The sequence below is a fragment of the Amycolatopsis sp. DG1A-15b genome (assembly GCF_030285645.1).
Taxonomy (GTDB): Bacteria; Actinomycetota; Actinomycetes; order Mycobacteriales; family Pseudonocardiaceae; genus Amycolatopsis.
On the sequence record NZ_CP127296.1, the window covers coordinates 9,226,080 to 9,239,487 of the forward strand.

Consider the following 13,408-nt stretch of genomic DNA (forward strand, 5'->3'; position numbering starts at 1 on the left):
GCGCGGCAGTGATCAGCAGGCGCCGGCGTCGCTCCAAACGGCCCACGAGCCGGGTGCGCCGGGTTCGGCCCCGGTGGAGTACCACAGCGACGTCCACTTGTGACCGTTGTGGCCCACCACGTCGTTCGGCACGTACGCCTTGGCGGAGTCCCACTCGGCGAGGCCGTCGCAGCCGGTCGGCGGCGGGGTGCCGGTGCCGACGGTGAGCGAGAACTGCGCGCTGTGGTCGGCGTCGGTGCCGTCGCCGGTGACCGTCACCTGGCTGGTGCCCTCCGGCGTGGTCGCCGACGTGGTGATGGTCAGCGTCGCCGTGCCGCCGGAGGAGATGCTCGCCGGGCTGATCGTCGCCTTCGCGCCCTCGGGCAGGCCGGACGCCACCAGCCGCACGGTCTGGGCGGTGCCCGAGGTGATGCGGGTGGTCACCGCGGTGGTCGCCGTCTGTCCGGGTTGGACGGACGCCGAGGTCGGCGACAGCGTCAGCGAGTAGTCGTTGCCGGCGGGCGGCTGGCCGCTGCAGGCCGGTTCACCGCTGACCGCGGGGACGCTCACCGCGTCCCAGGCGGCCTTGGTGGCGGCGAACTCGGTGCAGCTGCCAGGGAACAGCGCGACCGCGGCTTCCAGGGTGGCCTTGCGGGCCGCGCGGTGGTTCCACGACGACGTCTTCTTCAGCAGGCCGTTGTAGAAGATCTTGCCCGCCTTCTGGATGCCGACGCCGGCCACCGTCGAGTTGGTGCACGTCGGGCTGGCGCCGCTGCCCTGGGAAAGGAGGTAGAACCAGTGGTTCTGCGGGCCCGCGGCGGCGTGCACCTCGGTGCTCGGGATCGAGGCCGAGTAGCAGTTCGGGTCGCCGACCTTCGACGGGTTGTCCATGTAGCGGATCGGGCCCTGGCCGACGAGGTTGACGCCTTCGCCGACGGAGAAGTCCGGCGTGTCCTTGGGGTTGTCGGCGTAGTACTCGGTCAGCGCGCCGAAGATGTCGCCGGTGGACTCGTTGAGCCCGCCGTTCTCGTTGCCCGACCCGGCGCCGCCGGGCGTGGTCTGGAAGATCGCGTGGCCGAACTCGTGGCCGACGACGTCCATCGGCGTCGCCTGGCGGCGGTTGTCCTGCGAGTGCCCGAAGTGCGTCGAGGAGCCGTCCCAGTACGCGTTGACGTCGTTGAGGCCGACGCTCGCGCGGAACCCGCCGCCTGCCCCGTCGATGCCGTTGCGGCCGAGCCAGTCGGCGAGCATCTTCCATTCGGTCTGGACGCTGTAGAGCACGTCGACGCAGCCGGTCTCGAGGTCGGTGCCCGAGCCGTTGCCCCAGGTGTTGCTGCTCTTCGTGAAGATCGAGCCGCCCTCGCGGCCGCAGGCGATGCCGCGGCGGCCGGGGTCGGTCATGGAGTAGGAGCTGCCGGAGCCGGAGGTGTCGATGGAGACGGTGCCGGCGTAGTAGGAGTTGCCGGTACCGGCTTCGCGGACGTCGTCGCGCGTGTCGAGGATCTTTCCCGTGGTGCTGTCCACGAAGACGTGCAGGCGGGTGGGCTTGCCGTGGTCCCGGCCGCTGACGACGACCTCGTAAGCGAGCTTCGGGGCGTCCCCGGCCAGCACCACCAGCTTCGGCGTCTCCGTGCTGTCTGCTGTGGACACTTTCGCGGCGGCGATCTTCGTCGCCTGCTCGGCCTTCAGCGCAGCCTGCGTGCCGACGGTGATCGGAGCCGTGCGCGCGGCTTCGGTGCCGCGCACGCGCCCGGCGCCGTCGGCGACGACCACCGCGTCGCCGCCGATGACCGGCAAGCCGTGGTAGGTGCGCTGGTAGGAGGCGAAGTAGAGCCCGCCGCCACCCGGGGTGACTCCGGTGCGGACGAAGGCCTCCCCGGCGCCCTTCGCGAGCCGGTCGGCGCCGTTGAGGGCGGCCTGGTCGGCGGCGCGGGCGGCGAGCGCCTCGGGCGGGGTGGCGGCGGGAGGTGCGGAAGCGGCGGCGGCCGGGATCGCCGGCACCGCGAACGTCAGGGCCAGGCCGGCGATCGCCGCCAGCCCACGTGGGGATCTCATGGGGAACCTTTCCGGGGACCGGGAGGAATGTGCCCGGAGCAATAACTGGTGTTATTGCGCCGGACGCGTCCGAGTAAAGGTTCCACCCGCGGACGGGTCAATGGGCCGAACGGAGCAGTGCGGCCCGGTAGTGATCATGTGGACTCGGGCAAAACCGCAGGTGGAAGCCTCTTCGCAGACTGGTCTGAACCAATTAACAGACTTTCGTAGGAAAGTGCGTTGGTCCGGACCACCGAGCCCGCAGGTCCGTTACGTGTCGGTGCCGGCGGCCGAATCCAGGCCGCGGCGGTAGGCCTCGACGGCTTCGTCGAGGTGACCGCATTGCCGGAGCGTGTCGCCGAGCCGCAGGGCCGTCGACACCGCGGCGCCGTGGAGATCCGCCCGCGTCTGGATCTCGAAGGCCTGCCGCAGCAGCCCGGTCGCCGTCTCGGGGTCGCCCTGGGCCGCGGCGATCTGGCCCAGCAGGCTCGTCGCTTCGCCCAGCGACTCGACGTCACGGGACAACAGCTCCCGGACCTCGGAAACGAGCGTCGCGGCCTCTTCCGGCGCGCCTTGCCGGAGCCGGACTTCGGCCAGCTCGAGCGTCGCCCCGGCGAAGCCTTCGTCCGCGCCGATCGCCGCCAGCTGGCCGCGGGCGGCCGTCAGCTCCGCGCGGGCCTCGTCGAGGCGGCCCAGGTGCCGCAGGAGGTAGCCGCGCGCCCAGCGGCAGCGGGCCGCGTCGCGGTCGAACCCGACCGACGCGAACAGCCGGCACGCCTCGGTCAGGTCCTCGTCCGCCCGGTCCGCCCGGCCGGTCGCCTGCCACACCTGCGACGCCTGCCGGTGGAACCGCGCGACGAAGTCCGGCCGCGCCGCCGCCCGCGCCAGCCGCCGTCCGTCCTCGGCCGCGCGGCGGGCCCGGTGCAGGCCGCCCATCTCCATCAGCGGGTGGATCAACGCGGTCAGCAGGCACAGCTCGGCATCCGGGTCCGACGGCCGGGTCGCCAGCTCGGCCTCGAGCCGGGCGATCGCCGCTCCGGCGTCGCCGCGCTGGAACCGGCAGCCCGACCACCGGTGCACGATCATCGCCCGCAGCCACGGCGGAGCCGCGCCGGCCAGTTCCTCCGCGTGCTCCAGCCCCCGTTGCGCCCCCGCGACGTCGAAGAGCTGCCACCGCACCTCGGCCTGGCAGAACCGCGCGTAGCACTCGACGTCGTCGAGGTGGTAGCCCGCCGCCTGCTTGCCCACGGCGGCGAACCGCTCCTCCGCGGCGGCGATCCGGCCCTGTTCGAGGTCGCGGTACCCCTCGTCCAGTGCCGCACGCAGCTCGGCGGCGACGCCGGGCGGGCGGCCGAACCGCAGCTCGTCGACGGTCAGCCCGAGCCGCTGCGCCAGGTAGGCCAGCATCTCCTCCGACGGCGGGCGGCTGCCGGTCTCGACCTTCGCCAGGAAGCCCCGGTCGTAGCCCGGCTCGGCCAGCTCGCGCTGGGTCCAGCCGCGGCCGGTGCGCAGCCGCCGGATCCGCGCTCCGAGCGGTTCGGCGGGGGCACTGGTCATCTCCCCACGGTAGGTCATCGGCGCGACAGCCGGGGAGACAGACATGGTGACGTCTCCGGCCGCGCGGCGGGCGGTTCACCGGCGGGAGCCTGGGCGACCGGAACGCCGCCACCCGGCGGTGTCCGCCCTCGAACTGTCCACTTTGGATAGACCGGGCGCCCCGGCGTCGCGCCGGCGGAGACGAGTCCATTCCGGACGGGCGGTGCCGGCACGCGCCAAGGAGTGCACTCGTCCGTATGAATCCGTCGGCGGCCGGGAAGCCGCCGCGCCGACGACCCGGGTGCACGGCCGGCGGGCTTCGTTCCCCGACTCCCGAAACAAGTGGTTGCCAGGCCGTAGCATGGCGAGGTGAGCGAACAGTCTGAATGGCCGGACGGCCAATACCCCGAACGCCCGGTGGAGCGCCAGAAGGGCCCGGTCGTGCTGCGCGGCGACCGCCGTGACCAGGGCAGCACGACCGACCAGCGGCTGCTCGACTCGCGCGGCCCGAGCGACTGGGTGCACACCGACCCGTGGCGGGTGCTGCGGATCCAGGCCGAGTTCGTCGAGGGCTTCGGCGCGCTCGCCGAGGTCCCGCGTGCGGTCACCGTGTTCGGCTCGGCCCGCACCAAGCGCGAGCACCCGGAGTACGAGCTCGGCCGCAAGATCGGTGGGGCGCTGGCCAACGCCGGCTTCGCGGTGATGACGGGCGGCGGCCCGGGCGCGATGGAGGCGGTCAACCGCGGCGCGGCCGAGGCCGGCGGCTTCTCCGTCGGGCTCGGCATCGAGCTGCCGTTCGAGCAAGGCCTGAACCCGTGGGTCGACCTCGGCGTCAACTTCCGCTACTTCTTCGCCCGCAAGACGATGTTCATCAAGTATTCGCAGGCCTTCATCTGCCTGCCCGGCGGCTTCGGCACGCTCGACGAGCTGTTCGAGGCGCTGACCCTGGTGCAGACGAAGAAGGTCACGAAGTTCCCGGTGGTGCTGTTCGGCAGCGACTACTGGGGCGGGCTGTACGACTGGATCGCCAAGACCGTGCAGGCCGAAGGCAAGGTCAGCCCGCACGACCTCGACCTGCTGCACGTCACCGACGACATCGACGACGCCGTCCGCGTGGTGCAGGAGTCCTACCAGGCGTGGGAGGACACGCACTGATGCGGCGGATCTGTGTCTTCTGCGGGTCGTCGATGGGCTTCTCGCCGCGGTACGCCGAGCAGGCGGCCGCGCTCGGGAAGCTGCTCGCCCAGCGCGGCATCGGCCTGGTCTACGGCGGCGCGAGCGTCGGCACGATGGGCGTGGTCGCCGACGCCGCGCTGGCCGCGGGCGGCGAGGTGATCGGCGTCATCCCGGAGGCGCTCTCCAGCGTCGAGATCGCGCACGCCGGGCTGACCGAGCTGCACGTCGTCGCGGACATGCACGAGCGCAAGGCCAAGATGGCGGCCCTCTCCGACGGCTTCGTCGCGCTGCCGGGCGGCGCGGGCACCCTGGAAGAGCTGTTCGAGGTCTGGACGTGGGCCCAGCTCGGCCTGCACGGCAAGCCGATCGGCCTGGTCGACGTCGACGGGTACTACGCGCCCCTGATGACGTTCGCCGACCACATGGTCACCGAGGGCTTCCTCCGGGACGGCTACCGGCAGCTCCTGCTCGCCGACGCCGACCCGGCCGCGCTGCTCGACCGGTTCGAGACGTACGAGCCGCCCGCGCCGCCGAAGTGGGCGAAGGAAGCACCGGGGATCTGACGCGCGTGGCCGGGGTCACCGGCCGGGCCGGAACCGAAGCCTCCGGACCGGCCGCGGCGAGCCCGGCCGGCGGGGATGATTCGCCGAGGTTGCCATCGTGTTTCGGCGACGTGTTGTGCAATTCGTGCGCTTTGAATCTGTGTGAGTTGTCCTGCGGCAACAAAGTGCCGGGCGCGGTGCGCCGGCCGGCGGCGCGTCCGGTCCGGAGTCCCTCGGGCCCGGGACCAGGCCGGTCCCGGCCTGTGGACACCGTGGGTGACGACGCCTGGTGAGCGTGCTCCGGCGCCCGGTTCGACAGCCGGAAACGAGACGCGGATCCATTCCGGTAACATCCTCCTGGTTTGGTGAGCTGAATGTCCTGTCACCCTGTGCAACGGGAACCCGCGTGCAGATGGGTGACTTTTGACCCCTATAGTGTGGTTCTGCGTAGCGTCGTCGGGGGTCAGTTCGGCGCTTGCCCGAAGCCGGAGGAACCGATTTCGGCCAGCTTCGTGGAGCAGCAATGTTTCGTGGTTGGTCAGAGCTTTCCGAAAGGGAAACAGACTGATGGGGCGGGCGTGAGTACCGATTTGCTGACTGAGACGTTCGAAGTGGTCGAAGACCGTGGTGTCGGTCTCGTCGGGGATGGTGCCCTCGACGAGCGCGAACGCCGGTTGCTCATCGGTGCGGCCACCTACCACTCCCTGGTGCGACGCGGCGCGACACTGCGCCTGACCGTCGTCCGGGCGCTGCACGTGGGCTACCCGTCGCTGACCGACGAGCGCTGCCTGCACATCGGCTGGACCCAGGACCGCGAGTCGGTCGGTTCCGTGGTCGTGCGCAGCCTGGTCGCTCCGGAACCCGGCACGCAGGTTACGGGCGGGTTCGTCGACCTCGTCATCGACGTCGGCGGCAAGCCGGTCGTGCAGAACAGCTACCAGCAGCTCAACGGCCCGATCGGCAAGGCCAAGAAGCTGGTCCGGTCGCGGGTCCCGTTCCAGTACGACCACCTGCGTCAGCTGCGGACCGACGTCGTCGAGAAGCGCATGCGCTCCACGCAGCTGCCGCGGCGGCTGCCGGTCGCCGGCAACACGAACTACCACCGCGCGGCCACCACCGCCCGGCCCGCCATCCTGTTCGGCCTGCACTGGCTCGAGCTCGGCGGCGCGGAGCGCTGGGCGCTGGACTGCATCCAGCTGGCCAAGGAAGCCGGATTCGTCCCGATCGTCGTCACCGACCGGGACTCGGCCCACCCGTGGATCACGCGGCCCGAGTTCGACGACACGGTGATCATCCCGATCACCCACCCGATCAAGCTGGGCACCGACTCCGCGTTGTTCGGCGGGCTGTTCGCGGCCTTCGACATCCGCGGCATCCACGTGCACCACAACACCTGGCTCTACGACCGGCTGTCCTGGGTGAAGTCGGTCTGGCCGGACGTCCCGGTCGTCGATTCGCAGCACGTCCTGGAGTGGCGGACCGGCGGTTTCGTCGACCACGCCGTCCAGGTGTCGGCGATGATCGACCAGCACCACGTGATCTCCCCGCAGCTGCGCGACTACCTGATCCACCGGCAGAGCATCCCGGCGCACAAGGTGGTCCTCGCCACCCTCGCGAACGCCACCACCGCCGGGATCACCCCGGACACCGTCGGCGCCGAGGCGAAGTCCTCGCCGTTCACGGTGACCTACATCGGCCGCTTCCACCAGCAGAAGCGACCGCACGTGTTCCTGAAGCTCGCCGCCGAGCTCAAGAAGTCGTCGCCGGTCCCGGTGCGGTTCATCGTCCAGGGCGACGGCCCGCTCGCGGACGAGGTGCACGCCCTGCGCGGCCGGCTGGGCCTGACCGACGTGCTCGAGGTCCGCGCGGCCGACCACCCGGTCAAGGACACCCTGGCCGAGTCCGACGTCCTGGTCGTCACTTCGGAGAACGAGGGCCTGACCCTGACGACCTTCGAGGCCACCGCCGCCGGGGTCCCGGTGGTCTCGTCCGACGTGGGCTCCCAGGCTTCGGTGGTCCCCGACGGCCTGCTGTGCCCGCGGCACCCGTACGCTTTCGTGCGGCAGGCGGCCGAGAAGATCCGGACCATGATGTCTTCCCCGGACCAGCGCAAGCAGTGGTTCGAGGAGCAGGCCGCCAAGAACGAAGCCTTTGCCAAACTGCCCAAGGCCAGCGCCTGGGCCAAGGAGCTGTACCAAGGGTGGAAGAAGCAGTGAACAAGGTCGCCGCGGTCGTCGTCACCTACAACCGCAAGGACAAGCTCCGCAAGGTGCTCGACCACATCCTGGCCCAGAGCCTGGCCCCCGAGTGGGTCGTGGTCGTCGACAACGCGTCGACCGACGGCACCGACGAGGTGCTCGCGTCGTACGCGACCGAACCGCGCGTCACCGTGCTGCGCCTGTCCGAGAACACCGGCGGCGCCGGCGGCTTCTCGGCGGGCATGGCCAAGGGGTACGAGCTGGGCGCCGACTTCCTCTGGATCATGGACGACGACTGCTACGCGCAGCCGGACGCCCTCGAGGAGATGGTCAACGGGCTCGACAAGGCCGAACAGACCCTCGGCCACCAGATGCCCTTCGCCTGCTCGCTGGTGAAGTGGACCGACGGCGGCATCTGCGAGATGAACAACCCCGGCACGACCTGGGACTGGGGGCGGTTGCTCTCGCTCGGGCAGCAGGCGGTGCTCGTCAACCACTGCTCGTTCGTGTCGGTGCTGATCCCGCGCTGGACGCTGACCCGCTTCGGGCTGCCGCTGACCGACTACTTCATCTGGTTCGACGACATGGAGTACACCCTGCGCGTCGCCCAGGCCGCGCCCGGGGTCCAGGTGCTGACCAGCGTCGTCGTGCACGACCTCCCGGAGAACCGGGGAGTGAACTTCGGCCAGATCAACCACCAGAACGTGTGGAAGTACGAGTACGGCGCCCGCAACGAGCTCTCCTACCGGCTGCACCACGAAAGCCCGTTCGCCGCCGCCGGGTTCGCCATCCGCGTGCTCCGGGGCATGGCGCAGGGGCACGTTTCCCGGTCGCTGCGGCTGCGTATCGTGAAGGCCCTGGCACGCGGGGTGAAGTTCGACCCGAAGCCGAAGTTCCCGCGTTCGGTGCTCTGAAGCCCAGCTCGGATCCGCCACCGCGGCCGTTGTCGCGCGAGTCGTGCCGCAGTTCAGGAGAACCACGATGAAAGACCTGGTCAAGGACTCGGCGCCGGTGACCGGCCAGGACGCCGGGCCCCCCGGCGGGGAAGTGGCCGGGCCCGCCGGCGGGGAAGCGGCCGGGGACACCGGGTCGCGCAGGCTCGGTGACCGGTTCCGCGCCTGGCGTCTCGTGGCCGAGGCCCCCTCGCGGGCCACGCTCCTGATCAGCGGGCTGCTCACCATCCTGACCTGGCAGCTGCCGGCGTTCTCGCCCATCGAACCCAAGGGCGACTACGACTACGGGCTCCTGATCGCGATGGCGCGGCACCTCGGCCTGAGCTTCGGCGACCGGATCGCGACGACGTACGGGCCGCTGTACTTCCTGGCGATCCCGTCGACCACCGTCCGGGCCGAGGTGGCCGTCGGCTTCCTCTTCTGGTTCGTGTTCACGACCGGCTGCCTGGCCGCCTGCTTCCAGGCGTTCCAGGGCCGGATCGGCACCCGGTGGGCGTGGGTGGCCTGCGGGGCGATCGCGGTGAGCTTCAGCATCGTGCCCCTCACCGGCGTCATCACCGCCACGCCCGGGTTCGTCGCGGTGCTGGCCATCTGCCACGCCCTCGGCCTGCTGCCGAAGTGGGCGGAGCGCTCTTTCCCGGTCGTGATGGGCCTGGTGGTCGCGGCCATGCTGCTGACCAAGTTCTCGGTCGGGCTGATGTGCGGCCCCATCGTGCTGGGTGCGGTGCTCGTCCGGCCCGGCAGGCGGCTGCGGGAGTTCGCGGAGTTCGCGGTCTCCGGTCTCGTCGGCCTGGTCCTGCTCTGGATCGTCGCGGGGCAGCCGCCGACGCAGGTGGTCCAGTACGTCGTCCGCGCGCTCTCGGTCGGCAGCGGGCACGCGCAGTCGATGGGCCTGGAGCCGACGAACAGCGCCTGGGAGTACCTGGTCGCCGCGGCGGTGACGATCGTGCTGGCCGTCGGGGTGGCCCGGATCAAGGTGGACGGCTGGCGCTGGCCGCTGTGGCTGGGCCTGCTCGCCGCCGGCTGGCTGCTGTTCAAGCAGGGTTTCGTCCGGCACGACTCGCACTCCGCGCAGTACTTCGCCGTGCTGTTCGCGCTCGGCGTGCTGTTCGCCGTGCTGCAGCGCAGCGCGGTGCTGGCGATGGTCGCGGCCGTCTCGCTGCTGGCCCAGGCGGCCAGCTTCGGCGGCGGCCTGTGGGTGATCGACCCGGCGCGGTCCCTGCACACCTTCGCCGACGGCGCCACCATCGTCGCGTCCGGCTCCCACCGGGACGCCGTCCAGGAGGACGCGCGGTCGCAGCTGCGGCAGCGCACCGCCATCCCGCAGCGGTTCCTGAGCCGGATCGGCACGCAATCGGTCCGGGCCGAACCGTTCGACCAGGCCATTGGCTGGACCTACGGGCTGACCCCGGCGATCCCGCCGACGCTGCTGAACTACGGCGCCTACACCGAGCTGCTCGACAAGATGAACGAGTCCTGGATCGCCGACGACGTCAACGGTCCCCGGTTCATCATCCGCGAGAACACCAGGACCACGCTCGACGCCCGGTTCGCGCTCTGGGACCCGCCGCGGACGGAGCTTGCCGAGACCTGCCGGTACACCATGGTGGACTCCACCGACAAGTGGCAGCTGCTCGAGCGCGGCCCGAACCGGTGCGGTGCCGAGCGGGAACTGTCCAGCACGCAGGTGGCCGCCGGGCAGTCCGTCCCGGTGCCCACGGCCGCCGACGGCGTGGTCGTCGCCCGGGTGTACCCGGAGCAGTCGCTGGCCGAGCGCGCATGGGCGTTCCTGTTCAAGCCGGACGACCTGACGGCCAGCCTCGACGGCGAGGCGTTCCGGCTGCCCTGGACGCACGGTGACGCGCCGCTGATGGTCTCGGCGCCGCAGGAGCAGTCCGCCGCGCTGGCCGGGCGGCCGCTGGCGGCGAAGACCCTGTCGATGAGCGCACCGGGACGCGTGGTGTTTTCCGTGGTCGGCCGGAAGTGACCCGGCCCGGCTCACCGGCCCCGACCGACCCCCCGGAACGCGAAGGAACCCCCACGATGGACGCAGACAACGGCCGGGTGCTGACGGTGTCCCCGCCCGGGGCCACTCCGGTCGCCGGCGTCGCCGACGGGGGCGCAATACCGAAGACCGAGGCGAAACCGGCGCGGTCCGCCAAGCCGGGTGTGCACATCGGCCAGCTCACCGGCATCCGCGCGGTGGCCGCGTTGTGGGTGCTCGCCTTCCACTTCCGGCCGGAGCTGCTGAAGTCGTTCGGGTTCCTGTACCCGCTGGTCCCGGTCTTCAACGTGGGCTACCTCGGGGTGGACCTGTTCTTCGTGCTCAGCGGCTTCATCCTGACCTTCACCCACCTCGACCGGATGGCCGAGAACTGGGGACCGAAGAAGATGGTCGGTTTCCTGTGGCTGCGGCTGTCCCGGATCTGGCCGGTGCTGTTCTTCATGCTGCTCGTGTGGGGCGCCTACCACGCCTTCTCGGTGGAGGCGAACAACGACGGACGGCTGCAGGCCGCGTTGGACCCGTCCCGCTTCCTGTCGCACGTGTTCCTGGTGCACGCCTGGAGCACGGCCCACCACGACTGGAACCCGGTCGACTGGTCGCTGAGCGCCGAATGGCTGGCCTACCTGGCCTTCACCGTGCTGGTGGTGCTCCTGTCCCGGATGCTCGTCCACGTCAGCACCCGGGCGCTGCTGGTGGTGGCCGCGGTTCTCATGGTGCCGATGGTGGTCATCGGCATGGGGTTCCAGGACGGCAGCGACCTGCTGTGGAACGGCGACACGATCGTCGGGGGGATCGTCCCGCTGCGGGTGCTCACCGAGTTCTTCGCGGGCGCGGTGGTCGCCCTGCTGGTGATGCGGCACGGTTCGACGGTGAAGCTGCCCTGGTTCCTGAAGCCGACCACGATCCTGGTGGCGATCGTCGTGCTCGTCTACGCCGTGCAGCGGTGGGACCCGGCGCCGAGGTTCCGCTTCGACCAGGACTGGCGGATCAACGGCCACCTGATGTGGGGCTCGACCGAGACCGTCGTCGTGGTGCCGCTGTTCCTGCTGCTGATCGGTTCGCTGGCGGTCAGCCGCCGGGATCCGGCGACCAGGCTGCTGGCCAGCCGGGTGCTGGTGTGGGGCGGCAAGGTCTCCTTCGCGCTGTATATGGTGCACTGGTTGTTCCTCGACCTGGCGCGCAAGATGATTTATTCGAAGCTCGCCATCCCCGAACAGCTGTCCGGGTGGCAGAGCTGGCCGTTCCGCCTTACCGTGCTCGTGGCGATCGGGCTGGCGGTGCTGAGTGCCCACCTGGTGTACCGGTTCGTCGAAGAGCCCTGCCGCCGGATCATGCGTACTCTGCTGCCCTCATCGATGAGGGTGTGAGCGTCGGGGGCCCAGCCCCGGACGCGGATCGGAAGGACATTGCATGCGCGACCTCATTCGCCGGAGCCTGCGCGCCGACCGGCTTCGCCGTTCCTTGCGTGACAAGGTCGCGCGGGCCGTCGAAGAAGCGGTCGGCCGGCACTTCGCGGAGCAGTCGGCCAGACTGGACGACCTGAGCCGGGAGGTCGCCGAGCTGCGGCGGCAGGTGCCCGCGGAGACCGGCGGCCAGGCCGAGCGGGTGGTCGAGCGGGTGATCGAGCACATCAGCCACGTCGAGCACCGCGTCCGCCGTGACCTGGAGTTCGCGGGGGAGACCGAGGCGGCGCAGCGCAGTGCCGCGTTCGTCCGGGACCACATGAAGACCGCCCGTCCGTTCCCGTCGCCGCACAGCACGCTGGAACACGGCCTGTCGCTCGCCCCCGAAGGCGGCCTGGCGCTCGAGTTCGGCGTGTACTCGGGCACCACGTTGAAGATCATCGCCCAGGCCCGCGGCGGCGAGTCGGTGTACGGCTTCGACTCGTTCGAAGGGCTGCCGGAGACCTGGCGCGCGGGCTACCCCGCCGGGACGTTCGACATGGACAGCTTGCCCGACGTGCCGGGCGCCGAGCTGGTCGTCGGCTGGTTCGACGACGTGCTCCCCGGCTTCCTCGAGGCGCACCCCGGTCCGGTGGACCTGCTGCACGTGGACTGCGACCTGTACTCCTCGACGAAGACCGTCCTCGACCTGGTCGGCCCGCGCCTGCGGCCGGGCTCGATCGTGGTGTTCGACGAGTACTTCAACTACTCCGGCTGGCAGGAGCACGAGCACCGGGCGTGGCTGGAGTACGTCGAGCGGGCCGGGCTCAAGTTCGAATACCTGGCCTACACGGTCGACCACGAGCAGGTCGTCGTGAAGGTGCTCGGCTGACGCTCAGGCCACGCCTTCGCTCGGCCGCTTGTGGTAGGTGTCGACGTACTCCTGGCCGGAGAGCTCCAGGATCGCGTACATGACCTCGTCGGTGACCGACCGGCGGATCGCCGGCGCGTAGTCCTGGCCTTCGTAGCGGGAGAAGTCCAGGGGTTTGCCGAACGTGATGCCGATCTTCGCCCGGCGCGGGATGCGGGCGCCCTTCGGCTGGAGCTGCTCGGTGCCGGTCAGCGCGACCGGCACCACCTTCGCGCCGGTCGCCAGGGCGAGCGCCGCGACGCCGGTGTGGCCGCGGTGCAGCCGGCCGTCCAGCGACCGGGTGCCCTCGGGGTAGATCGCGAAGACGCCGCCCGCGTCGAGCACCTTGCGGGCGGCCTCCAGGGCCGCCAGCCCGGCCTGGGCGTTGCCGCGCTCGACCGGGACGTAGCCGAGGCCGCCGAGGAACCCGGCCAGCGCCTTGCCCTTGAGGCCCTTGCCGACGAAGTACTCCGCCTTGCCGAGGAACTTGACCTGCCGCGGGGTCGCGAAGGTGATCACGCCGGTGTCGAGGGCGGCGCGGTGGTTGGCCGCCAGGAGCACCGGGCCGCTGGGCGGCACGTTCTCCACGCCGTGCACTTCGGGCCGGTACACCGCCCTGACGAGCGGTCCCAGCACGAACCGGACAAGCAGCGCGATCAAGTGGTCCTCCTCTTCGGTGCGGTGCCCCCAGCA

General features: G+C 70.9%; 10 protein-coding genes. 7 read left to right on the forward strand and 3 right to left on the reverse strand.

Annotated features, from left to right (window positions below):
• Nucleotides 1–12: 12 nt before the first annotated feature.
• Together QRY02_RS42935 and QRY02_RS42940 are read right to left on the reverse strand one after the other, a co-directional pair.
• Nucleotides 13–2,034 carry a M4 family metallopeptidase gene (locus QRY02_RS42935; RefSeq protein ID WP_285988415.1) on the reverse strand — a complete coding sequence of 674 codons (2,022 nt, stop codon included), beginning with the start codon at nucleotides 2,032–2,034 and terminating at the stop codon, nucleotides 13–15.
• Nucleotides 2,035–2,283: 249 nt separating this feature from the next.
• Entirely contained in the window at nucleotides 2,284–3,570 is a 1,287-nt protein-coding gene (locus QRY02_RS42940; protein WP_285988416.1) for a helix-turn-helix domain-containing protein, read from the reverse strand.
• Between the two features lie 348 nt (nucleotides 3,571–3,918).
• Between QRY02_RS42940 and QRY02_RS42945 the strand changes: the two genes are divergently transcribed.
• The 7 genes from QRY02_RS42945 (at nucleotide 3,919) to QRY02_RS42975 (ending at nucleotide 12,697) form a co-directional block, all read left to right on the forward strand.
• Nucleotides 3,919–4,704 carry an LOG family protein gene (locus QRY02_RS42945; protein ID WP_285988417.1) on the forward strand — a complete coding sequence of 262 codons (786 nt, stop codon included), beginning with the start codon at nucleotides 3,919–3,921 and terminating at the stop codon, nucleotides 4,702–4,704.
• A complete protein-coding gene (locus QRY02_RS42950; protein ID WP_285988418.1) occupies nucleotides 4,704–5,288 on the forward strand; it encodes an LOG family protein in 585 nt (194 codons plus the stop codon). Before QRY02_RS42945 ends, QRY02_RS42950 begins: the two co-directional genes overlap by 1 nt.
• Before the next feature lie 557 nt (nucleotides 5,289–5,845).
• Nucleotides 5,846–7,483, forward strand: a complete 1,638-nt coding sequence (locus tag QRY02_RS42955) for a glycosyltransferase family 4 protein (protein ID WP_285988419.1) — start codon at nucleotides 5,846–5,848, stop codon at nucleotides 7,481–7,483.
• Nucleotides 7,468–8,379, forward strand: a complete 912-nt coding sequence (locus QRY02_RS42960) for a glycosyltransferase family 2 protein (protein WP_285988420.1) — start codon at nucleotides 7,468–7,470, stop codon at nucleotides 8,377–8,379. The genes QRY02_RS42955 and QRY02_RS42960 overlap by 16 nt, the downstream gene beginning before the upstream one ends.
• A gap of 67 nt (nucleotides 8,380–8,446) precedes the next feature.
• Nucleotides 8,447–10,405: a hypothetical protein gene (locus tag QRY02_RS42965; protein WP_285988421.1), complete on the forward strand. Its 1,959-nt coding sequence runs from the start codon at nucleotides 8,447–8,449 to the stop codon at nucleotides 10,403–10,405.
• Nucleotides 10,406–10,461: 56 nt separating this feature from the next.
• Nucleotides 10,462–11,790 (forward strand): acyltransferase family protein, encoded by a 1,329-nt coding sequence (locus QRY02_RS42970; RefSeq protein WP_285988422.1) that lies wholly within the window; start codon nucleotides 10,462–10,464, stop codon nucleotides 11,788–11,790.
• A 43-nt stretch (nucleotides 11,791–11,833) separates the two neighbouring features.
• Nucleotides 11,834–12,697 (forward strand): class I SAM-dependent methyltransferase, encoded by an 864-nt coding sequence (locus QRY02_RS42975; RefSeq protein ID WP_285988423.1) that lies wholly within the window; start codon nucleotides 11,834–11,836, stop codon nucleotides 12,695–12,697.
• Between the two features lie 3 nt (nucleotides 12,698–12,700).
• Here QRY02_RS42975 and QRY02_RS42980 read toward each other — a convergent pair whose 3' ends face one another.
• Nucleotides 12,701–13,375 carry a lysophospholipid acyltransferase family protein gene (locus QRY02_RS42980; protein WP_285988424.1) on the reverse strand — a complete coding sequence of 225 codons (675 nt, stop codon included), beginning with the start codon at nucleotides 13,373–13,375 and terminating at the stop codon, nucleotides 12,701–12,703.
• Between the last annotated feature and the right edge of the window lie 33 nt (nucleotides 13,376–13,408).

Excerpts from the sequence above, each read along its gene's own strand:
- QRY02_RS42935 (WP_285988415.1), bottom strand. The coding sequence starts at position 2,034 with ATGAGATCCCCACGTGGGCTGGCGGCGATCGCCGGCCTGGCCCTGACG.
- QRY02_RS42940 (WP_285988416.1), bottom strand. The coding sequence starts at position 3,570 with ATGACCAGTGCCCCCGCCGAACCGCTCGGAGCGCGGATCCGGCGGCTG.
- QRY02_RS42950 (WP_285988418.1), top strand. The coding sequence starts at position 4,704 with ATGCGGCGGATCTGTGTCTTCTGCGGGTCGTCGATGGGCTTCTCGCCG.
- QRY02_RS42965 (WP_285988421.1), top strand. The coding sequence starts at position 8,447 with ATGAAAGACCTGGTCAAGGACTCGGCGCCGGTGACCGGCCAGGACGCC.
- QRY02_RS42970 (WP_285988422.1), top strand. The coding sequence starts at position 10,462 with ATGGACGCAGACAACGGCCGGGTGCTGACGGTGTCCCCGCCCGGGGCC.
- QRY02_RS42975 (WP_285988423.1), top strand. The coding sequence starts at position 11,834 with ATGCGCGACCTCATTCGCCGGAGCCTGCGCGCCGACCGGCTTCGCCGT.